This is a genomic window from Nocardiopsis metallicus (assembly GCF_014201115.1).
In the GTDB taxonomy this organism is placed as follows: domain Bacteria; phylum Actinomycetota; class Actinomycetes; order Streptosporangiales; family Streptosporangiaceae; genus Nocardiopsis; species Nocardiopsis metallicus.
The window spans coordinates 6,616,329-6,637,514 of sequence record NZ_JACHDO010000001.1; the positions used below are offsets into that span (position 1 = coordinate 6,616,329).

The 21,186-nt window shown below is 67.1% G+C and carries 18 protein-coding genes and 2 pseudogenes; 11 read left to right on the forward strand and 9 right to left on the reverse strand.

Annotated elements, in window-relative coordinates:
• Positions 1 to 32: 32 nt before the first annotated feature.
• The 4 genes from HNR07_RS29175 to fxlM form a co-directional block, all read right to left on the reverse strand.
• Complete coding sequence (locus tag HNR07_RS29175) at positions 33 to 1,268, reverse strand: lanthionine synthetase C family protein (protein ID WP_184368806.1); 1,236 nt, start codon at positions 1,266 to 1,268, stop codon at positions 33 to 35.
• Complete coding sequence (locus HNR07_RS29180) at positions 1,265 to 4,201, reverse strand: lantibiotic dehydratase (RefSeq protein ID WP_184368809.1); 2,937 nt, start codon at positions 4,199 to 4,201, stop codon at positions 1,265 to 1,267. Before HNR07_RS29180 ends, HNR07_RS29175 begins: the two co-directional genes overlap by 4 nt.
• A gap of 85 nt (positions 4,202 to 4,286) precedes the next feature.
• Positions 4,287 to 4,514 carry an FxLD family lantipeptide gene (locus HNR07_RS29185; RefSeq protein WP_184368813.1) on the reverse strand — a complete coding sequence of 76 codons (228 nt, stop codon included), beginning with the start codon at positions 4,512 to 4,514 and terminating at the stop codon, positions 4,287 to 4,289.
• A 17-nt stretch (positions 4,515 to 4,531) separates the two neighbouring features.
• Entirely contained in the window at positions 4,532 to 5,785 is a 1,254-nt protein-coding gene (gene fxlM, locus HNR07_RS29190; RefSeq protein WP_184368816.1) for a methyltransferase, FxLD system, read from the reverse strand.
• A gap of 205 nt (positions 5,786 to 5,990) precedes the next feature.
• On the opposite strand from fxlM, the gene HNR07_RS29195 reads away from it, so the two are divergent.
• From HNR07_RS29195 to HNR07_RS29205, 3 genes are all read left to right on the forward strand, one after another.
• On the forward strand, positions 5,991 to 7,190 hold the full coding sequence (locus HNR07_RS29195; RefSeq protein ID WP_184368819.1) for a helix-turn-helix domain-containing protein: 1,200 nt from the start codon (positions 5,991 to 5,993) through the stop codon (positions 7,188 to 7,190).
• A gap of 211 nt (positions 7,191 to 7,401) precedes the next feature.
• Entirely contained in the window at positions 7,402 to 8,199 is a 798-nt protein-coding gene (locus HNR07_RS29200) for a class I SAM-dependent methyltransferase (RefSeq protein ID WP_184368822.1), read from the forward strand.
• A gap of 270 nt (positions 8,200 to 8,469) precedes the next feature.
• Complete coding sequence (locus HNR07_RS29205; RefSeq protein ID WP_184368828.1) at positions 8,470 to 8,859, forward strand: hypothetical protein; 390 nt, start codon at positions 8,470 to 8,472, stop codon at positions 8,857 to 8,859.
• Positions 8,860 to 8,874: 15 nt separating this feature from the next.
• On the opposite strand, the pseudogene HNR07_RS29210 reads toward HNR07_RS29205, so the two are convergent.
• Positions 8,875 to 9,720: pseudogene (locus HNR07_RS29210) on the reverse strand (ISL3-like element ISPfr2 family transposase); the annotation flags it as partial.
• Between the two features lie 48 nt (positions 9,721 to 9,768).
• Here HNR07_RS29210 and HNR07_RS29215 point away from each other — a divergent pair.
• A protein-coding gene (locus tag HNR07_RS29215) for an IS3 family transposase (RefSeq protein WP_184368831.1) occupies positions 9,769 to 10,967 on the forward strand; the annotation gives its coding sequence in 2 pieces (ribosomal slippage) (positions 9,769 to 10,012 and positions 10,012 to 10,967; 1,200 coding nt in all).
• Between the two features lie 41 nt (positions 10,968 to 11,008).
• On the opposite strand, the pseudogene HNR07_RS29220 reads toward HNR07_RS29215, so the two are convergent.
• Positions 11,009 to 11,512 (reverse strand): annotated as a pseudogene (locus tag HNR07_RS29220) (ISL3 family transposase); the annotation flags it as partial.
• Positions 11,513 to 11,806: 294 nt separating this feature from the next.
• Complete coding sequence (locus HNR07_RS29225) at positions 11,807 to 12,118, reverse strand: putative quinol monooxygenase (RefSeq protein WP_033107114.1); 312 nt, start codon at positions 12,116 to 12,118, stop codon at positions 11,807 to 11,809.
• Between the two features lie 107 nt (positions 12,119 to 12,225).
• Here HNR07_RS29225 and HNR07_RS29230 point away from each other — a divergent pair, with 107 nt between their 5' ends.
• Positions 12,226 to 13,167 carry a GlxA family transcriptional regulator gene (locus tag HNR07_RS29230; RefSeq protein ID WP_087096044.1) on the forward strand — a complete coding sequence of 314 codons (942 nt, stop codon included), beginning with the start codon at positions 12,226 to 12,228 and terminating at the stop codon, positions 13,165 to 13,167.
• Positions 13,168 to 13,545: 378 nt separating this feature from the next.
• Here the strand turns inward: HNR07_RS29230 and HNR07_RS35755 are convergent, their stop codons facing one another.
• On the reverse strand, positions 13,546 to 14,232 hold the full coding sequence (locus HNR07_RS35755) for a methyltransferase domain-containing protein (protein WP_184368834.1): 687 nt from the start codon (positions 14,230 to 14,232) through the stop codon (positions 13,546 to 13,548).
• A gap of 504 nt (positions 14,233 to 14,736) precedes the next feature.
• On the opposite strand from HNR07_RS35755, the gene aroA reads away from it, so the two are divergent.
• Positions 14,737 to 16,023, forward strand: coding sequence for a 3-phosphoshikimate 1-carboxyvinyltransferase (gene aroA / locus HNR07_RS29240; RefSeq protein WP_184368837.1), 1,287 nt, complete (start codon positions 14,737 to 14,739; stop codon positions 16,021 to 16,023).
• A 153-nt stretch (positions 16,024 to 16,176) separates the two neighbouring features.
• On the opposite strand, the gene HNR07_RS29245 is transcribed toward aroA, so the two are convergent.
• The gene (locus HNR07_RS29245) at positions 16,177 to 17,040 is read right to left on the reverse strand and encodes a protein kinase family protein (protein ID WP_184368840.1); all 864 of its coding nucleotides are present in this window, start codon (positions 17,038 to 17,040) and stop codon (positions 16,177 to 16,179) included.
• A 171-nt stretch (positions 17,041 to 17,211) separates the two neighbouring features.
• Here HNR07_RS29245 and HNR07_RS29250 point away from each other — a divergent pair, with 171 nt between their 5' ends.
• From HNR07_RS29250 to HNR07_RS29270, 5 genes are all read left to right on the forward strand, one after another.
• The gene (locus HNR07_RS29250; protein WP_184368843.1) at positions 17,212 to 17,700 is read left to right on the forward strand and encodes an NUDIX hydrolase; all 489 of its coding nucleotides are present in this window, start codon (positions 17,212 to 17,214) and stop codon (positions 17,698 to 17,700) included.
• Positions 17,701 to 17,753: 53 nt separating this feature from the next.
• Positions 17,754 to 18,188: an NUDIX hydrolase gene (locus tag HNR07_RS29255; protein ID WP_184368846.1), complete on the forward strand. Its 435-nt coding sequence runs from the start codon at positions 17,754 to 17,756 to the stop codon at positions 18,186 to 18,188.
• Positions 18,189 to 18,331: 143 nt separating this feature from the next.
• Entirely contained in the window at positions 18,332 to 18,697 is a 366-nt protein-coding gene (locus HNR07_RS29260) for an NTP transferase domain-containing protein (protein WP_184368849.1), read from the forward strand.
• A gap of 410 nt (positions 18,698 to 19,107) precedes the next feature.
• A complete protein-coding gene (locus HNR07_RS29265; RefSeq protein ID WP_184368852.1) occupies positions 19,108 to 19,761 on the forward strand; it encodes an NUDIX hydrolase in 654 nt (217 codons plus the stop codon).
• A gap of 261 nt (positions 19,762 to 20,022) precedes the next feature.
• Entirely contained in the window at positions 20,023 to 21,129 is a 1,107-nt protein-coding gene (locus tag HNR07_RS29270; RefSeq protein ID WP_184368855.1) for a protein-L-isoaspartate O-methyltransferase family protein, read from the forward strand.
• The last annotated feature ends 57 nt before the right edge of the window (positions 21,130 to 21,186 follow it).

Genomic DNA, 21,186 nt, shown 5'->3' on the forward strand with positions numbered 1-21,186 from the left:
GCGGCGCGAACCTCGGGTGCGTCAATCGCTGATCAGGCCCTGCTCGTCCTCGCACGGATGGGTGCTGGTTCGTGTGCGTGGTGGGGCTCATCAGCGAGTAGGAGAAGGGTGTCCCAAGCGGGTGTATGTGAGCCTGTGCGGGTGGATAGGACTAGCGCTGTTCCGGTGCGGCCTTCGAGCAGTCCGATGTCTGTTGCCTCTCCTGAGCGAGGGCTCTTCATGAGGGCGGCCTGAATTTCATCGGTGGCTTGCGCTAACTCGTTGGCCTGCGTTGTTGTTGCGTGGTCGTGGGTGGCACGGAGCAGCGTTTGGAGGAGACCGGAACTACCGTGGCACAAGCCATCATCGTTGCTGGAGTTTTGATGGTTGGCGCGTTGGACGCACGCCAGGAGTGCGTGTTCAGCGGTGTGTTGCAGCGTGTAGTCCTGGAGCGCGCGGCCGGCGAGTTGGCGTGCTCGGGCGATTCCTGGGGTGCCGTAGCACCAGGAGGGCGGGCCTGGGCGGTTCAACGGCTGTGGCTGCTGCTCGGGGTGGGGTGTGGTGACCCAGCCGGGCCACCATGAGCCGTGGGTGTCGCTACGTTGCCACAGGTCAAGGGTCTCGCACAGGCGTCGGATGGCGCCTTGCTGTCCGGGGACGTGGCGGCCTGCGCGGTGGTTGAGGGAGAGGAAGGCCAGCACTCCGCTGATGCCGTGGGCCATTCCCAGGTTCATGTGGCCGTGGGGGAAGGCGGGGTCGTTGATCATGCGGGGATCGTGGTGGACCCACCAGCCGGGCTTGTGCCCTTGGTCGGTGGGCAGGGGTTCGGTCAGACGGACGAGGTAGGTCAGGACCTGTTCCAGGGCTGTGCTGTGGGGGGCGGTGCGCATCAGTGCGACTCCGATGCCAGTTAGTCCGCTGATCAGGTCGTATTCGCTGTAGGTGGGTGTGCGGTGTTGGTCGATGCGCTGGTGTGCGGTGCGGGTGCGGTGGTGGGCAAGATCGGTCAGGTGCCGGGTGAGTAGTGCCCGGTCGCGCGTGTAGCGGTCCTCGGGGGCGTAGGACAAGACGAAGGCAAGGGCTGGGAGTCCGTAGAACAGGGTGGCGCGGTCGGTGGTCAGGCCGCCTGAGGTGGCGGCCTGGATCCAGGGGTGGGCCCGGTCGGGGTCGTGCATCAGGTGCAGCAGCGCTGGGCCCAGGTGGCCCGTGGCCAGGCACAGCGCAGGGGCGGCGGATGCGGTGTCGGGGGTGGCCAGGGATTCCAGGAGCGCAGTCAGGCGTGTGGTCACTGGGGTGCTGCCTCGTGCCGGTGCTGGTGGGCCAGGGCGATTGTGCGGGCCAAGGCGTGGGTGCGGTGTTCGTCGTCGCGGTCGGGGCCGTGGACACGGTTGTGGTGCATGTGGAGCAGGGAGGGCAGCACCGTGGTGGCTGAGGCGGAGCCGAGGTGGTGCAGGTAGGTGGTGAGTGCGGTAGTGCGTTCGTGCCAGGCCTGGAACAGGGGCTCGGGGAGTCTTCGGGTAAGGAGTTGTTCCCACAGCTGTTCGGCGAGGGCCAGGGTGGGCCGGTCCAAGGGGGTGCGGGAGCGGGGCAGATGGTTCACGGCCCAGTTGGTGTTCTGGGCGGTGGTGATCAGGTGGAGCAGGGAGACGGCGGTGAGGGCGTGGGTGCGGGACGGGTCGTGGTCTGCGGCTCGGAGCTGGGTCAGGGCCGCGGCCGCATCGGCCTCAAAGAGGGTGTGTGCGGACGCCAGGGTGGCGCCCTCGCCGTAGCGGCCGGTTTCGGGCAGGTAGGGGTGCAGGGACCAGGAGCGCAGCATGCCCGCCGTACGCAGGTTCTCAGCCCAGGCGCCCAGGGCGTGGGTCGGGTCGGGGTGGCCTGGTGGGGTGTGCAGGCGGAGTCTGAGGTGTGGGCCGACGGAGTCGTTGTAGCGCACGAACCACCACTGGGGGGTGTGGCCGAGCAGGGACCACACGTGGGTCAAGTGGTCGGTGAGCAGGGGGGTGAACAGGTGCGGGTCGGTGTACAGGTGCACGCTCATCCATTGCCTGTCCGGCCTTGCGGGGGTGGTCTGCTTGGCGGGCACGGGGGGTGACAGGCGGGTCGGAGCGGGGGTGGGGGGCGCGGTGCAGGCCAGGGGGAGGACGATCTCGTGGGCGCGGCCCTGGCACCAGCCGAAGGCGTCAAGAGCGGGTGCTTCGGTGAGGGTGGCGGTGTGATGGCGGTCCAGGTGGGTGCGCAACAGGTGGCGGTGGGCGGGTTGATCCAGGTCCAGGGCGAGGTGACGTTCGCCGTCGATGAGCAGCACCCGTGAAGGCAGGGCCGGGCGGATGCGGTGTAGGTCGTCGGTGGCGTTCACACGCCACTGGGCCGGGGCCACGATGACGGGGCCGGTGCGCATGCGGGGCAGGTGGGTGTAGGTGCTGGTGGTCGCGGGCCAGGTGAACATCAGGTGCGGTGTGGTGCGGGCGCGGGGCAGCTCGTAGCACAAGCGGGCGAGCGGGTGGGTGTAGTGGTGCGGTTCCAGCGCCGAGGCCAGGAAGGGTTCGATGACTCGGTCCCGATGGGTGTCGACCAGCCGTAGCCGGTCGGTGTCGATGCGCACCGTGAGGTGGGGCAGGGCGATGGCTTCCTTACCGGGGGGCGGGTGTTCGTCGATGGGCAGCACGTACGGCGCCAGGGGAAGGGCGCGGCTGATGTGGGTGGCGGTATCGGCCATGGGCGGGGCGAGGATCTGCACCGGTAGTGCGCCACGGGTGAGGGTGGGCAGGGTGGTGAAGGCGTTGTGGTCGGCCATGCCGGGCAGGTGGGAGAAGCGTCCGGTGAGGGTACCCACGCCCCGGGAGACACCGGTGATCCACAGGGTGTGTTCACCTGCGTCGATGACGCCGGGGGTGGCGGCGTGCACTTGCAGGCGCAGCTCGAGGTGCGGGGCGGGGCGGGCTGGTGGGTTCAAGGCATCCAGGGCGGGCGTGTTCTCCACGACGATCTCGGCGAGGCCGTGCAGGGCCGCGGTGTGGGCGGCGGCGAGCAGGGCCCGGTTCCGTTGCCTGTTGTGTCCGCTGGCCGTGGGTGGGGGAAGGTGGGAGCCGCGGTAGGTGGCCGGGAGGCCGATCCCTGAAGGGCTGATGAGGTCCAGGAGCGGTACCTGGGCACCGGGGCCGTAGGTTTCCAAGCACCGTGTGTGGTAGTCGACCCACACAGGGTCACCTTCCTGGTCGGGGGCCAACCGGGCCAGGTGGCGGGTCGCGTCCAAGGCCGGGGAAAGGGCAGTGGCGGGCAGGGTGAGGTCGACGTCCAGGCGGGTGTCCACCGCCAGCGCAGCGTCATCGGGGTGGGCTCGGGCCAGGTGTTCGATCACGGTCGGGCGTAGGGCCCGGCGCTGCTCGGGTGGGGTGGCGGGGTGGTTGTGGTCCTCCAGGGCAGCACGGGCGTCCTGGAGCGCCGGGTGGAGTGGCTGGTGCTGGGCCAGATGGTGCAGAGGTTCGGTGGCCCAGGTCGGGGGGCGGGCGGCGCTGATGAGGAAGCGGCGCTGGAGCAGCAGGTCTACGGCGTCGGTGATCACCGCCCGGTCGGTGTCGGGATAGGCGTGGGCGAGCCCGTCGATGAGAACGCCGACGCGGGTGGGGTGTTGGGCGGATGCCATGAGGTGGGCGACCACTGGGGTGTGACGTACCGATTCCGATACCGCGGTCTGGGGGTTGCTGGTGCCAGCGGCCCAAGGCAGCACCCAACGATCCCCCTGGAGGTGCGCGACGCGGGAGGCGACCACGAGGGGGTCGTGGTCGTGGCGATCGGCGTGGGCGCGGGAGAAGGCGCTGATCCATGCCGCGTCAGGGCGTGCGACAGGCCGGTGGTCGCTGCCCCAGCGGACGTGCGTGCGCTCACCTGTGGTGAAGGGGGCGACACCGGCCAGCAGCCCGTGCGGAGTAGGTCGGGTCTGTGCACGCAGCAGGTAGCGCATGAGGGACACGGCAGTGCGGCGCACCTTGCGTGCGGGCACGGGGTCGGGGCCGGCCAGGGTGTGGAGTCGACGGGTCAGTGAAGGGCTGGCCACGTCGAGGGCATCAGCGAGTCCGAGGCTGGTCTGCCAGGTGTCCACAGTCCAGGTGCGGAGCTGCTCAGGGTCCGCGCGGTCGGGGTCCGGCCAGGGAGAGGGGTCGTCGATGGGGGGTTGGGTGGTGGCGCGGAGGGTGAGGGCAGCGGAGTGCAGGAGGCGGTACACGAAGCGGTCTCCTGAAGGTGCTGTGGGGGTGTGGGACGCGCGGTCGCCCCCGGCCGGTGGCCAGGGGCGACCCATGGTAAGAAGGTCAGCTGTCGCTTTCTTCGCTGTTGCCCTCATCGGTGCAACTGGGCGAGCAGGCGCTCTGACAGGTGGGGTTGCAGCCGTCGTTGGTCATCGACCAGGTGAAGCCGGTCGCGGCCAGGGCGCGGGTGTGCAGGCCCAGATCGAAGGGGTCCTCCTGGCCCGGCTGGGGCAGGAGGGTGAACTCGCCAGTGGGGGTTTCCAGGACGTCGAGGGCTTCTCGGGTGGGCATGTGCCTTCTCCTCTTCCTTAGGGGGTGGTGGCCCAGTGCAGGACCATGCGGGTGTGCCGCTTGTTCACGACACGTCCGCTCGGGAGTTGGTCATCGGGGGTGTGGGCGGGCACCAGGGTGATGTCCGGGCCCGGGCCACCGCGGTGGTGCCGGTCCCATTCCTCCATCAGCGCGCACAGCTGCTGGGCCGCATCCGGCCCGGAGGGTCCGTGGCCGATGGCACCAAATTGCCACCGGTTCTCGAGGTCGGGGTGTCGGCGCAGGGTGCGGTAGGCGAAGCTCGCCCCATCAGCGGCGATCAGGGCGGGGGTGCCGTGGTTCCACGTGGGTTTGACGATTTTGGCCTTGACCGCGCCGGGGTCGGCGGTGAGCAACGCCCAGTCGTCGATCACCGTGGCCAGCCACAGGTCCTGGGCGTCAGTGGCTTCGTCGTAGGCGATGAGGACCTCGGCCCAGACGGTGGTGGGCTCCTGGATGAGCGCCTCACGTAGCGGCTGCACGTCAACGTCGGGGCCGTCTTCCAGGCGCAGACCGACGCGCCGGCCGTCGGTGTCGTTGAGGTAGGGCATCTGTTCCCAATGCTCACCTGCCCCGGTGATGCGCACGAACCCGCACATGTCCTGGGCCAGCGCACTCCAAAGGCCCTGGCCGTGGTGTTCCAGGGTTAGGCAGCGGGTTAGGCCGCGGATGCGCTTGGGCACCACCAGGCGCCCCCCGGGAACGAGCTGCTCCGCCCACGCCGCAGGGACGTCCCAGGCGCCGGCGGTGATGACGATTCGATCGAACGGTGCCCGGTCAGCGAAGCCGTACTCGCCATCAGCGACGCCCAGGTGCACGTCGGTGTATCCAGCGCCGACCAGGCAGCGGTGGGCGCGGTCAATGACCTCGGCATCGATGTCGATCGAGGTCACCTGCCCGTCGGCGCCGACCAGTTCGCTGATCAGGGCGGCGTTGTACCCGCCGGAGCCGATTTCCAGAACCCGGTGTCCGGGGCGGATGTCGGCGCGGTCGAGCATGAGCGCGATGACTGTGGGGGCCGACACCGAGCTGAGGGCGACGCCGCGCTTGTTGTCGCGTTTGGTGACCACTGCCTGGTCTGTGTAGACCTCCTTCAGGTCCAGTCCAGGCAGGAACGCCTCACGGGGTACCTGCGCCAAGGCTTTCTCCACAGCCGGGGACAGCGGCACGCCGACGTGGGCGCGGTTGGCGACCACCTCACGGACCATCGCCTCGCGCAGGGAGTTCGCTGAAGGGGTGGATGTGCTCGTCATGGCACCCTTTTCGTGAGTCGAAAGGCTGGTCCGGATAGAGGATGCAGCGCCACCAGTGTGTGATGGGCACCACTAGATCCCTACCGAAGGTAACCGGACGCAGGCAGTGCGGAGTGACAGTGAAGTGCCAGTCCGCTATGCCACGCACCATCGTGGTTGCGTACCCTGACGGCAGGACGTGCCGTGTGCTGAAGGGAAACTACTGATGACCGACACCGACCGTGGCGCATCGATCGGTGAACGCATCGCCATCGCCCGCAAGCTCGCCGGACTGAGCCAACAGGCTCTAGCGCAGCGCGCGAACTACAGCCTGAGCATGGTCCGCGCCGTCGAACAGGGCCGCGAACCTGCCTCCGCGCACTTCGTCGCCGCCACCGCTGAAGCCCTGGGTATCCAACCTCAGGATGTGTACGGCCAACCCTTCCACGATCTGCTGGCCCAGGACGGCGGAGTGTCTTCGGGTATCGCCGCGCTCCAGGCGCTCCTCGCTGAAGGCACCTATGCGCGGGGGACGCAACCGGCTCCCGTCGACCAGCTCATCCGCACTCTGGACTCCATCCGAGCGGACCGCCACAACGACCACTCCCACCGGGCCCTCAACCAGGTTCCCGTTCTACTCCGGCAGCTCTATGGAGCCCTCGACACCACGACCTCGCAGACCGAACGTGAGCACCTGTTCAGCTTGCTGGCGCGCACCTGGGGCAACGCCTCCCAGCTCACCTACCGGCTCGGCGGCCTGACCATAGCCATCGCATTGCTCGACCGTATGGAACAGGCAGCCGACCAGGCAGGAGAGCCCCTTCTGGCCGCTCACGCGCTCCAGCATCGGGCCCTGCTGTTGATGTCCCACGCCGCCTACGACACCGGACACCGGTGCGTCCAGCGCTCCCTGGATCTCATCGGCTCTTCAGCGGAGGAGGGGAGCATCGCTCTGGCCGGGTCGGCGCACCTGCGCGGTGCGGTCCTGGCTGCGCGTGACCGTGACGCCGATCGGGCCAGGGAACACCTTGCCGAGGCCGAACGGCTGGCCGCGGTGATCGGATGCGAATCTGAGCAGTTCGACACCAACTTCGGGCCGGGCAACGTGATGATCCACCGCGTATCTGTCGAGCTGGAGTGCGGTGACCCGGGGCAGGCCGCGCGCACTGGGTCCCGGATTCGGCTTCCCCGCGATGTGAGGGCCACCCGGGCCGGACGTCACTGGCAGGACGTGGCACGCGCTTGGACGATGGACGGAGACCACGCGGCAGCGCTGAAAGCGCTGAACCGGGCGCGCCAGATCGCACCGCAGCAGACGCGCTACCACCCCCAGGTTCACGAGACCATGCACGTCATCGTCTCCGAGCAGCGGCGGTCTTCGGCGAGCGCGGCGCACTTCGCGCACTGGCTGGGAATGCGCACCTGACCTGCCACTTGTCCAATCCGGAGCCACTGTTAACGGCAAGCCTTTGTCTTCCTGAACGCTGATGCGATGCGGGAATCCATCATCAGATCCCGGCCGGTTTGTGCTGTGTGAGGGAGTGTGGAGCTCATGCTGTGGAACTGTGGGCCAACAACCAACCCTGATCAGCTCAAACTGAGCTCCTGCACGATCTTGACCAGGCACACTAGACACCATGAGCCAGCACGACTCTGCGGCCCTCTTCGCTTCGACCGCGCCCTACTACCACTACCGGGCCGGATACGCCCCCGACCTCTATGGCCTGCTCACCGATCGCTTCGCCCTAGACGCCGATACTCGGGTGCTGGACCTGGGCACCGGTATCGGGGTCCTTGCTCTGCCCTTGGCCGAACGAACCGGACAGGTCATCGCGATCGACCCTGAGCCAGGGATGCTCGCCGAAGGCCGTGCCGCTGCTGAACGCCGCGGTCTGCCCAACATCACCTGGATCCAAGGCGACTCCACCAGCATGACTCATATGGGGCTGGAGCCCGTGCGCCTGGTGGTGATGGGAGCGGCTTTCCATTGGATGGATCGCGACCAGATTCTCCAGGACCTCAACACTCTCGTGGAACCGGGCGGCGGGGTGGCGCTGGCCTCAGGCGGCGCACCGGGTGATATCGACCCACCGGACTGGAAGGCCGTGGTTGACGAGGTTCGTATCCGCTACCTCGGACCACAACGGCGTGCTGGAAGCGGCACGTACAGCCACCCCAAGGAACGGCATGAACAGGTCTTGGCGCGCTCTCCCTTCTCAGTCGTCGAGAAGCACTCATGGGACCGCACCGTCACCCGCACCCTGGACGAAGTCGTGAATCTCCAGTACTCCTACAGCTATTCCAGCCCCGCCCAGCTGGGTCCAGACCAGGCAGCTTTTGACGCTGATCTACGCGCGGCCCTGGCCGAGCACACTCCGGACGGCGCGTTCCACGAGCGTGTGCGCACCGAGGCCATCATTGCCACACGAAACTGAGCACGCCGACGAATCACATGGCTGATTCCAAGGAGATCCGCCGGCACGCCCACCCCCGAAGGGCGCTTCAGTTCCGCAGGCCAGGTTCGCGGTGCATCACGGCTTCGAAGGCAATCCTGGTTTGGGGCCCAAGCCGCTCCACTCATCTGCGGCAGGCCGACTTCTTAGGGGATTTTGAGGTGTGTCCACCCACAGCTGTCGGCTTCCCTGGACCGAGATAGTCACGCCAAGCCGGTCACGGGCTGGTCGCCCTGCCGTTTTCCAAGCACGGTGAGCCTGGTCGACTTCCGCGCACAGATCGCGGGGGCCGCCTCGGTACGCCTCGAAGTCGTCGTCGATGGGGACGTACTCGACCAGGGCCCAGGAACCACGCCGGTCGTACAGGTACACAGTCGCCTCGCCACTGTCGTCCGCTGCGCGGTAGCAGACCGTGCTCAGATGGGGGACAAGCACTCCGATAACCAGGGCCAGCCCTCCCGCGGGGTCGGCGTCGCAGACCGGCATGGGGTCGAAAATGGTCCGGAACTCGACAGCGTCTGGGGCGTCTTCAGCAACGTAATCCCGCCAGTCACCTCGGGGGACCCGCTGGGCACGCAGCCACATGAACGGAGCATCACCGATGACCTGGCCGTGCGCGGTCTCACCATCGTTGACAACTAGCCGAAGCAAAGCGGCTCATCCCAATCGGGGGTGTAGAAGTTGGGGTCTGAAGCCGCCGGTCTCGAGCAGGCTTCGGGCGATGTAGTTGGTCAGGTTGCGGAACCCGAGTGCGGAGCCGCGCAGGTGTTCGAGCCGTCCGTTGAGCGCCTCGGTCGGCCCGTTGCTGGTGCCGGGTCGTTCGAAGTAGGCGAGCACGTCAGCGGCTCGCTTCTTCAGGGTCCGGCCCAGGGTGGTGAGCTCGGTGAGCACCTTGGGGACGCCGGCGCTGAGGTCGGTGATCAGCTTCTCCATGAGCTCGCGGCCACGTTGCCGGTCCTCGTGGCGATAGGCGGCGATCATGCGCTGGTAGACACCCCAGGTCGCCTCGACCTCGACGTGAGCGTCATCAACGAACAGCGCGCGTAGCCTGTCGCTCTGCTTGTCGGTGAGCAGGTCCGCGCCGGTGTGCAGCGTGCGCCGCGACTTGTAGAGCGGGTCGTCCCTGAACCCACGGTGCCCGTGGATCGCGAGTTGGACCCGGCGCCGGCACCTGTCGAGGGCGTCACCGGCCAGGCGCACGACGTGGAAGGGATCCATCACCGTGACCGCGTCCGGGATCTCCTCTGCAGCGGCGGTCTTGAACCCGGTGAAGCCGTCCATCGCGACCACCTCGACCGCGTCACGGAAGGCGTCGTCGCGGTCGGCGAGCCAGGTCTTGAACGCCGCCTTCGACCGGCCCTCGACCATGTCCAGCAGCCTTGCTGGGCCGGCGCCATCGCGGACCGGGGTGAGGTCGATGATCACGGTGACGTACTTGTCGCCACGCCTGGTGTGGCGCCAGACGTGCTCATCGACGCCAATTGAAGTTGCTTCGGGTCGGTGGACAGATGCCCGCTTTCGGGTAGTTTGTCATCGAACGAGGAGTTTGAAGTGCCCAAGACCCGACCCGCGTACCCGCCGGAGTACCGCGACCAGATCATCGCGCTGGCCCGCTCCGGCCGCAGCCCCGAGGACCTCGCAACCGAGTTCGAGCCCTCCTCCCAAACGATCCGCACCTGGATCAACCAGGCCAAGATCGACTCCGGCCAGGCAGAAGGCACCACCAGCGACGACAAGGCCGAACTGGCTCGCCTGCGCCGTGAGAACGCCCAACTACGCGAAGAGCGCGAGATCCTGCGCAAGGCCACGGCTTTCTTCGTCCGGGAGAGCAGTCGGTGATGTTCCGACTGATCGACGAAGAAAAGACACGCCACTCCATCTCCCTGATGTCCCAGCTGCTCGGCGTATCGCGGCAGGGTTACTACAAGCACCACCACCGGATCCAGGACGGCCCCACGGCCAAACAGCGCTCCGACACCGAGTTGTCCGAGCGCATCCAGGGCCACCACGAGCGCTCCCGCGGCACCTACGGCTCCCCCAGGATCCAGGCCGACCTGGCCGAGCTCGACGGGCAGCGCGTGGGACGCAACCGCATCACCCGGCTCATGCGCGCTCAGGGGCTGGTCGGGGTGCACCGCCGCACCGGCCGCAAAAGCCTCACCGCTCAGGACCGGATGGCCTCGGCCCCACCCGACCTGGTGGGACGCGACTTCACCGCCACTGCCCCGAACGTGAAATGGACCGCCGACATCACCTACGTGCCCACCGACCAGGGATGGATCTACCTGGCGGTGGTGATGGACCTGTTCTCGCGCCGCATCGTGGGCTGGGCGATGGCCCCTCACATGCGTGCCGATCTGGTCTGTGACGCGCTGGCCATGGCGGTGAGTGCCCGTCGTCCCGGCCCGGGGCTGATCCATCACTCGGACAAGGGGTCGCAATACACCAGTCTGGCCTTTGGTCGCCGCTGCGAAGAGGCGGGGATTGCTCCCTCGACGGGGCGGACGGGGTCGTGTTACGACAACGCCGTCACCGAGAGCTTCTTCGCGTCGTTGGAGACCGAGTTGATCGATCGCACCCGTTTCGCCACCAGGTCGGATGCGGAACGGGAGGTGTTCTCCTATATCGAGGGGTTCTACAACCCCTGGCGCAGACATTCGGCCAATGGTCAGCTCAGCCCGGCTGAGTATGAACGTCGCCACACTGAAGCTGCTCAAGACAGGCTTGCGGCGCTGCCTCAGGCCGCGTAAAACCCCAGCTCACAGGTGTCTACTGAACCGAAGCAACATCAAATGACCTTCACGCCCTCGAACCGCGTGGGGTCGTTGATCAGCAGCCGCTTGCCTTCAGCCAGGACCGCGTTGTTGGCGGTGTCCCACGCGACCCCGAGTCCCTCGGCGACACGTGCGACGGTGAGGTGTGCGACCACGATCCCTTCCAGCGCCCACCGCAGCCCGGTGCGCGAGAGCTTCGCGCGTGGCTCCGCCGCGGCGCTGGTGTCTTGGCGCCACACGTGTCCGCAGTCGGCACAGCGGTAGCGGCGCACTACAACTTCCAGCACGGTCGGTCGCCAGCCCAGCGGCTCGTGGGCCAACCGCCGGATCACGGTGTCACGAGCGGCGCCTTCGCTGCCGCACCGTCGGCACCACTGATCTGGTTCCACCACGCGGCACACGAGGACCGCACGATCCGGTTCAAGTCGTTGTCCGGTCACGCTCAGACCGAGGCCGTCGAGTCGAGCGAAGGCGGTCAGGTCAGGGCGGCCGAAGCCGGCCGGCGGGGTAGCGTCGGACACGTCGAGGTCTTTCGGATGGATGGCGTAGGAACCTCCGTCGTCGGGAGACCTCGACGTCTATCTGCGGACCGACGCGCCCGGCCGACCTACACCGTCATCTGAGAAGACCCCTCACGGCTCTGCCCGACACCGACGTCGCTCTCCTCTGCGACGGACCCCTCGCCGGCTGAGCGCTCGCGGCCGGCATCCTGTCCGTGTGCCGATAGGCCTCGCACCGCTCGGCAACGCAGCGTGGCGTTGCGTCGCGACCTGGCGACGGCTCGGCGGGGCGCGATCGTCTCGTGCGTTGGCGGACTACGGGAGCTTGGACGCGAGGACGTCGGCCGCCAGGATCTCGGGTGCTGCGCCGAGGAGGTGCTGGTTGGCCATCAGGGCTGCGACGATGGCGCCGTTGGCGTGGGCGTCGCGAGCGGCTTCGTCGGGGAATGCATCGAAGATCCAGAAGGTGTCGGCGTGGGTCCTGACCGCGAACCAGACAATCGTTCCTACTTCTTCGTTGGCGAGTGCGACAGCGCCGGCGAGCAGATCGGCGACCGCGTCGTGCTGTCCATCGGCCGCGACGATCTTGGCGACGAAGGCATACGGAAGTGATGCGGGTGTGGACATGAGGGACTCTCCTTGACGTCGGGGTTCTTCGTGGGACGAGTTCAGCGTATGACGAGCGAGGGCCGGTGGGGAGTGGCGTATACGGCAGTATTGCTATTGTTTACGTCATGCGTATCGGACTGATCGCGATCGACGGCTGCTTCGGTTCGGCTATCGCGTCGATCATCGACATCGTGCGGGTGGCCGACGGAGCCCGCGGCGATGTCGACCCGCGGATCGACCCGATCGAACTCGCCATCCTCGGACCGAAACGGCGAGTGACCACGACGGCATCGATGACCCTGTCGGTGGACCACCCGCTGTCGGAGTCCGGAGAGTTCGACGTGGTCGTCGTCCCTGCGCTTGGAACCCTTACGGCCGCCGCTACCAACGACGTCCTCCAGAGCCGAGATGCTCGTTCGGTCATCGCCTCGCTCGGGCGCCTCGACGAGGCGACCACCCGGATCGCCGCGGCGTGCACCGGCGTGTTCGCTGTCGCCGAGACCGGACGGATGCATCATCGGAGGGCGACGACCAGCTGGTTCCTGGGGCCGGAGTTCCGGAAGCGCTATCCGACCGTCGCCCTCGATCTCGACACCATGGTCGTGGTCGACGGGAACCTCGTCACCGCCGGCGCCGCGTTCGCCCACATCGACCTCGCGCTCTCACTCGTGCGATCGATCAGCCCCGACCTGGCCCAACATGTCGCCAAGCTCCTCATCATCGACGAGCGTCCGTCGCAGGCGGCCTTCGTCGCCTACGAACATCTCCGGCACGAGGACCCGATCGTCGTCGAGTTCGAACGCTTCGTGCGCGCCCGCCTGGACGAACCGTTCAACGTCGCCTTCGTCGCGCAGTCGCTCGGCACCAGCCGGCGCACCCTCGAACGACGAGTCCGTGCGGCGCTCAACCTCACTCCGCTCGGCTTCGTCCAACGGCTTCGCATCGAACGAGCTCGGCACCTCTCAGCAACCACGGACTTCACCTCCGCCGAGATCGCGCTACGGGTCGGCTACGCGAACGCCGAGACTCTGCGCTCCCTCCTGCGCAGGGAGCGACGCCGTTCCTGACCTATCGCCATGCCTGTAGCCGGTGTCCTAGCGCTCGACTGGAACCACCTCTCAGCACGTCGCGTCGACGCTCCTGCGTCGCCCCTGGACGACCCACTCGACACGCCCGCAGCACAGGTCATGTGACGTGTCCCGGCTTCCCGGACGGTCGGGGTTGGGTGGCTGTGATGTCGCTGCGTTCTCGTCGAGGGGGTCAGCAGACTCGATCAGGGTCGACTGGGATGAGACGCGAAGGCGGTCAGGTCAGGGCGGCCGAAGCCGGCCGGCGGGGTAGCGTCGGTCACGTCGAGGTCTTTCGGACGGATGGCGTAGGAACCTCCATCGTCGGGAGACCTCGACGTCTATCTGCGGACCGACGCGCCCGGCCGACCTACACCCTCATCTGGGAAGAGCCAGCAAAGCGGTGGTTGCGAATCCGGTCGCCCACGGGGTGACGATGACACCATCAGGCCGGGTCTGGGAAATCCACGCACCAGGGATGTCCTGGGCTGCCACAGTGGCCAGAACCCGATCGAAGGGTGCCTGTCCCGGAACACCGTAGGCACCATCACCTACGGCCAGGTGAGGTTGGTAGCCGACTGCGGTCAAATTCGCTTCGGCCTGCCGTGCCAGGCCCGGGTCGATCTCGATGGAGGTGACGTGCTCATCACCGATTCGTTCGCACAAGAGCGCACAGTTGTACCCGGTCGCGGTGCCGATCTCCAGCACACTCATGCCCTCGCTCACGTCAAGGGCTTGGAGCATCTCCACGACTAGGGAGGGCTGAGAGGCCGAGGAAGTGGCCCGATCACCCCGCCTGTCTGGGTAAAGAGGGCGGCCGTCATCGACCTGGGTGATGACGGAGACGTCGTCGTAGGCCCAGCGCGACCAGTTCGGATGCGAGCGGGGCACAGAGACGAGACGGCCGTCACCAGCGTCGAGGTCCTTGCCCCACACGGTGTGGGGAAGGAAGTGGTGTCGTGGGACCTGCTCCAGAGCCCGGTGCCAGGCCGGGTCGTTGAGGATGCCGCGGTCAGCAAGAAGGGCAGCCAGCGCTACCCTCCGTTCGATGTGGGGGTCGACCACTACTTGCCTTGCTTTTCTCCACCGCCGCCGTGCGGGCTGGGGTGCTGGGAGTCATCGTCCTTGGGGCCGCCACGTTGGTCTGGGTCTGTCTGGGCCGCTGTGTTTGCCCACGTCAGGCCTCCCGGAGCCGGGGGACAGTTCAACGCCACGGTAGCCCTGGCGCTACGCTGTGTCATGTCCTTGGCCAGGATCGGTCTGCGATGTGTCAGCAGGGCCAATAGGGGAACAGGTCGGCCCTCAGGGCGGCTCTGACAAAGCCGCGGCCCCGGCGCGTGGCGCTTCCTGGGCACTAACCCCGCCTCGGCCCATAGGCCGGACGCACCCATCTCCGTCTCGGCTAGGCCAACCTCGTGAAGACCCTACGAGTGCCCAAACACGGAACAGCCCTTAGCGGCCTCTGGGAGCGAAAGCCCTCTGCCAGCCCCGCGCCTTCGCTAGCGTCGGACATGTCCTCAACCCCCGAGAGCGTGGTTGAGCCGGACCAACCAACTGAATCGAGAACCCATGCACGACTCAGTCCTGTCGGTCTCCGCCCCGGCCAGCGGGGTCAAGGGCACTGTCCAGGTGCCCGGCGACAAATCCATCAGCCACCGGGCCCTGATTCTGTCCGCGCTCGCCGAGGGCACCTCCACCATCACCGGGCTGTCCCGAGCCGAGGACCCCACCCACACCCGCGGCGCGCTCGCCCAGTTCGGTGTGGAGTTCACTGATCAGCCCGATGGCACCGTGGTCGTACACGGCGGGCTGCGCCACGAACCCGTCGACGTGCTCGACTGCGGCAACGCCGGAACCGGGATCAGGCTGCTCTCTGGGGTGTGCGCCGGATTCGACGGACTCAGCGTCCTGACAGGTGACCAGTACCTGCGCCAGCGCCCCATGGGCCGCGTCACCGAACCTCTTCGGCTCATGGGCGCACAGGTGGACGCTCGCGACCACGGCCATCTCGCTCCGCTCGTGATCCGCGGCGCAGGGTTGACCGGGATCAGCTACGAGCTCGCGGCGGCGTCCGCACAGGTGAAATCGTGCCTGCTCCTGGCCGGACTGTCCGCTGCAGGGCCGACCACGGTAGTCGAGCCGCACCCGACCCGCGCCCACACCGAAGAGATGCTCCTGGCGACCGGAGCCCGGGTGGAGATCAACGGCACCGCGGTCACCGTGCACCCCGGCCCCCTGACACCGGCCGGGCACCACGTTCCGGGCGACCCATCCCAGGCAGCGTTCTGGGCCGTAGCCGCCGCCCTAGCCGGTGAGATCGAGATGCCCAACCTCTACCTCGGGTTCGGTCGGGCAGACTTCCTGAACGTCCTGCGCCGCATGGGCGCCGACGTGCAGATGGAAGCATCCACCGGATCGGTGCGTGTGGCCGCCGCGTCGCTGTGCGGGGTAGAGATCACCGGCGCCGACGTGCCCGGGATCGTTGACGAGATCCCCGTGCTAGCCGTCGCAGCGGCCGGCGCCAAGGGCACCACGGTCATCACCGGAGCCGAGGAGCTGAGGGTCAAGGAATCCGACCGAATCGCCTCCACAGTGGCGATGCTGAACGCGTTCGGGGTGCGGGCCGAGGAGCGCCCAGACGGCATGGTCATCCACGGCCAGGGGGATAGGGCGTTCACTCCCGGGCAGGTGGACAGCGCCGGTGATCACCGCATCGCGATGGCCGCAGCCGTGGCGGCCGTGGCCCGAACCAGCGGGCAGAGCACGATCACCGGGTGGGGATCAGTAGCCACCTCCTACCCCGGCTTCGTTGAGGACTTGGTCGCGGTTTCTGGTGCCCGAGCGCAACCGATTTGATGGCCAAGCCCAAGCCCAACTGGGGGTTGATGAGGACTGCGATCTCTTGGTCCATGTTCACGTCCTGGGCGGGCACCAGCTCAAGGGGCCAGGTCTGCACTTGTCGAAGTGAATGCCATCCGCAGTACCTTGCACCATCGCCATACTGGTTGCTCAGGAGAGTTCGGCCAAGAGCACGTCCGCGGTCTCAGCCATCAGCGGCCCGACCGGCAGTGTCCTTCCTGTGCGCTGGGCTGCTCGGGCCACGTTGGCGCACAGCAGGAGCTGGCACAGGCGCCCCGCCTGAGTGGACAGAACATCGTCGAACTGGACACGGACGCGTTCAGCGACCTCCGGGACGCCGAGGGAGGCCGACCACAGGCAGGCAGCGTCCCAACCGCGGGGCGCTAAGCCCCAGCTCTCCCAGTCCAAGAGCATGAACTCGGGTCCGGTGATGTTGGCGTAACCCAGGTCACCGTGGGCGCATACCCAGTCCTGTTCGGGGATGTGTGTGTCGATGCGCGTGCCGTAGACCTCTTGGATACGTCGGGTCAGGTGGGCCTGCTCCAAAGCGACACGACTGGTGCTGTGCTCGGCGAGGGAGCCCAGAGCGGTGTGCAGAGCATCCCACCATGAGCCCGGCAGGCCGGGGTCGGTAGTGATGCCAGCCGTAGTCGAAACAGCAGGAGCGGGGGCCAAAGTAGTTTCTTCGGCCTTCCACACCACGCCACGCTCACGGTCCACCCAGGTGGCCGCGGCGATCCACCAGGGGCGGGGCACCCCCTGGATTGCCGCCGACGCCTCGGCTCCGGTCCAGGAGTGCGCGTTCATACGTGCGGTGCGGCGCCAGGACAGACGCACCCACGTTCCGGTAGCAGTGGGAAATCCGGCGGTGCCGTTGACACGGCTGTAGCGGGCACCCTCTCGGCTGAAGGAACACCCCAGCTGCTCCTGGGCTTGAGCGAGGACGTCGCTGATGTCCACGACCGACAAGTCATCCAATGCCAGCGGCGGGTTCGCCGTGTCCTGAGAGAGCATGACCTGGTTGGCTCCTATTCGGTCCGGCCGTGCAACAGAGCGCGGTGGCGCTGACCTTGGCGGGCGAGATGGTCAGAGACTCAGCTTGCATGATCTCCGCCAGGTGCGTGGAGAAACCGGTGCCCATCGGGCACGTGACTTGCGTGACCCCGAGCTCAGGAACGAGTAGACATGGTCAAGATCATCAAGCAGAGCGCCCGCGTGCTCCTGTTCGACTCAGAAGGGCGATTGGTGCTCATCAAGCGCACCAAGCCAGGGCGGGAGCCCTACTGGGTCACGGTGGGTGGCGGGTTGGAGCAGGAAGACACTGACGCCGAGGCTGCACTGCACCGGGAGGTCTTCGAGGAGCTCGGGGGAAAGATTGACCAGGCCCGCCAGGTTTTCCTCGTCACGGACCACCTCGCCGAAGGCGTGGGCCTTCAGCATATCTTCACCGCTCGGTTGTGCTCCATGAATTTGGCCTGCCGTACTGGAGTCGAGTTCACCGAGCCCGGGCGTGGAATCTACGAAGTGGTCAGCCTTCCTTCTACACGCGCTGCCCTTTCGAAAATCAACCTGCTACCGACCCAACTTGCCGAGTTCGCCCAAACGAACATCCATGGCCTTGTAGCGTTGCTGGCCCCGACCGGCGAGGAGTACAGGGGAGACGAGGTTGCGTGAGTGGATTTGTCAACCTCCATGAACCAGACCTCCCACCGATAAGAGGAGTTCCCGTGAATGAGAAGGTCACCAAGGACAAGGTGCTGTGCTACATCGTGCGCGATGGGCGGCTACTGGTGTTTCGACACACCGACTACACCTACGAGGAAGTCGGTATCCAGGTCCCGGCTGGCAGCATCCGCGACGGTGAGACCCCCGAGGCAGCGGCCCTGCGCGAAGCGCGCGAGGAGACAGGTCTGAAGGACTTCAAGATCGTGCGCAAGCTCGGCGAGACCGAGTATGACATCAGCCCCTACCGGTTCGAGCTCCAAAACCGTCACGTCTTCCACCTGGAGCTGGCCGAGCCTACACGGCAGCGCTGGGCTAGCCGGGAGGACCACGACGGCGAGCAGGATCCCACCCACCTCGAGTGCTTCTGGATCCCGTTGGAGGGCGCGCACATCCTGCAGTCCGGGCAGGGCGCTCTTCTGGGACGCCTATACGACTGATCTTCCTTTCCCGATAGGGCACAGGCGGTAGTTGATGTATCCCCACCGCTGAGCCACGTGATCCGATCGCCCAGCTCTACTGGGGCACGGACGACTCCGGGCCTAGCTGTTCGACCGGAGGCCTGTAGATGACAACGCCCCGCATGCCAGCGGTGGTGACCGCAGCAGGGAACAGCACCTGCTTCAGACCCTTCACCCAGCGCGTCCCCAAGAAGATGCTGCCGCTCGGAGGCCAGCCCGTGCTCGGCCATGTCATCGACGAATGCCCCGCCGCCGGAGCCGACCACGTCCACGTCGTCAGCAGGCCAGACGACACCATCGCCCCCGGCTACGTCACCTACCTGCGCGATCACGGCGGCCTCCCGATCATCTTCACCCCCGAGGACCTCATCGCCGGGTACGGTAACGCCGCCCCGTCGCTGAGCCTCGTCGACCTTCTGGCCGACGTGGAGAATGTTCCTGGTGGCGTTCGGCAACGATGTCCTGCTGGGCGGCCCCGGAGGCGCTGATCTGACCAGTAGGCGAGAGTTGGCTGGTGACCGCAGCACCGAGGCGGTGATCGCCGCCCAGCAGATCGCTCGCGAACAGATCGGTGCGTTCGGTGCCATCGACGTCACCACCCCGGCGGCGACCAGGTCGCCAGGATTCGGCAACGAGCCGACCCGAGCACCGTGGATGAACCGCTGGCCGTGCTCTCTTGGCTCGCCTTGCGGCCCTCCACCCTCCCCTGACTGTGAGACCGCCCTGAGGCTGGCAGCGAGGTCGACCTCGGCTTGGCCGTCGACAAGCTCGCCCAGCTCGCAGACGTTCGAGTCCACCGGTTGGCAGCACGCTGGGTTACGGTCGGGGAACCCCACCGCCACCTCCAAGCACCGCAACGTTGGCACGACCCCACCACTCCGCGGGGAGACCAGGCCGCATGCTGATCGACATCTACAACGACCGCAACGAACCCATCGGCACCGAGGACAAGAAGGTCGCCCACGAGAGGGGACTATGGCACCACACCTTCTCCTGCCTGGCACTCAACCCCAAAGACCAGACCGTACTGCTGCAGAAGAAAGCCCCCGGCCGGTACGTCTTCGACCGCCCCGACTACGCCGACTTCACTGTCGGCGGCCACTACGAGGCAGGCGAGACCATCCCCCAGGGGGTCCGTGAACTGCGCGAGGAGCTCGGTCTCGACATCCCCTACACCGAGCTGCATCCGCTGGGCATCCGACAGACCGCCGTCACCCTCGCCCCCGGGTGGATCGAGCACGAATTCCAGTACTGGCACCTGCTGCCCCTGGCCCTCGACCTGTCCGACATCCCCCTCGACGACGCCGAGGTGTCCAGCCTCGTCGAACTCCACCTCGACGACGCGACCGCCCTGACCACAGGCCAGGCCACCCAGATCCCCACACGACACCTGGTCCGCGACCCCGAAGGTGGAGACCACCAGATCCAGGAGACCACCCTGACGCGCGAAGATCTGATCCCCGGCTACCTGTCCCTCGACCAGCTCTACCTTCGGATGTTCATCGCTGCCCGCCGCTACCTCGACGGTGAACGCACCCACCTGTTCTGGTGACTCCCTGTACGGGCCATCGGGTGCACTCAGCCAGTGCTCACGGTCCGGGGACCGGATTCGGCAAGGCCCGCCCCTAAATCCCTTCCCTCCGGGTAGCACCATCAGGCCCTGACACTGAACAAGGAGTTCCCCCGTGGCCCAATGCTCTATGTGCAAAGGTGAAGGCAGCGTTGAGGTCAACGCTGATGGCGATGGGAGCGGTGGCGGCTGGACACATAAGGAAGTCCTCACGTGCACCGGCTGTGATGGGACAGGAGAGAAGTGAAGGACCTCGACGCGCTCCACACGGCCTTGGTGGAGCGGCTCGACACCGACGACCCGATCCGCCTCGCTTTCGCAGCCCATCCCCGGCACCGATTCATCCCTGACATGGTCTGGCCTGACGCCACCGGCCTGCCGCTGTACCGGACCGCTGACCCCGACCGCTGGGCACGTCTGGTCTACGGCTCCGACGCGGTCACGACCCAGGCCAACGACGGCGGCGGCGGACCACGCAACGAACCCAGCTCCTCGTCCTCGGCCCCCCAGGTCATGGCGGACATGATCGCCGCTGCTGGGATCAGCGAAGGTATGCGGGTGCTCGAGGTCGGCACCGGAACCGGATGGAACGCGGCAATCCTCGCTACGCTCGTTGGCCAGAAGGGGGCGGTCACCTCGATAGAGATCGACCCCGGTGTGGCGGCGCTGGCGCGAGAGCGGCTTGAAGGGCTCGGCGTCCACGTCCGCACTGCCGCCGTACCCCCCGCAGGGCAGGCCTACGACGCCGTGATCGCCACCTGCGCAGCGACCCAGATCCCTGCCGAGTTGCTCGCCGCCGCTGAACAAGGTGCACCACTCGTGCTCCCTTGGAGCCCCCACCCCGCCGCGCGCAGCACACCCGTCGTGGCACTACGCAAGGACGCACAGAAGGGCGTGGGGACGTTCGTGCGGGAAGCCGCGTTCATGCGAGACCGCACTCAGCGCCCCGGAAGCCTGCCCTTTCCCGGGCTAGGCCAACGGCCCACGCACTCGGCGGACTTCCCGGTCGGGTCCGTTGAATTGATCGGCTCGGGGATGATGACCCAGCTCATGCTCATGCTGCCCGGGGTGCGCTTGGGGACCGGAGTGCGCCCCTTCCAGGGCGGCCATGGCCGGATCGTGTGGATGGGCGCTGGCCAGGCATGGGCCTACATCTGGCCGGACGGGACTGTCACCGGCGGCGGTGAACGTCCTCTGGGCGATACCTTGGCCCAGGCCTACCGGCAGTTGCAGGACGCTGGGCTCCCGGAGCTCGAGTCCTTCTTCCTGGAGGCTGACCCCGGCCGTGGTTCCTATCGGGTGACGTGCTCGGCGATGGGTCAGGAGTGGGACCACCACGTCTTGCCCTGAACAAGAACGCCCTGGCGAGCAGACTCGCCCGCCAACGGCGCAAGCACGTGTTCGCGA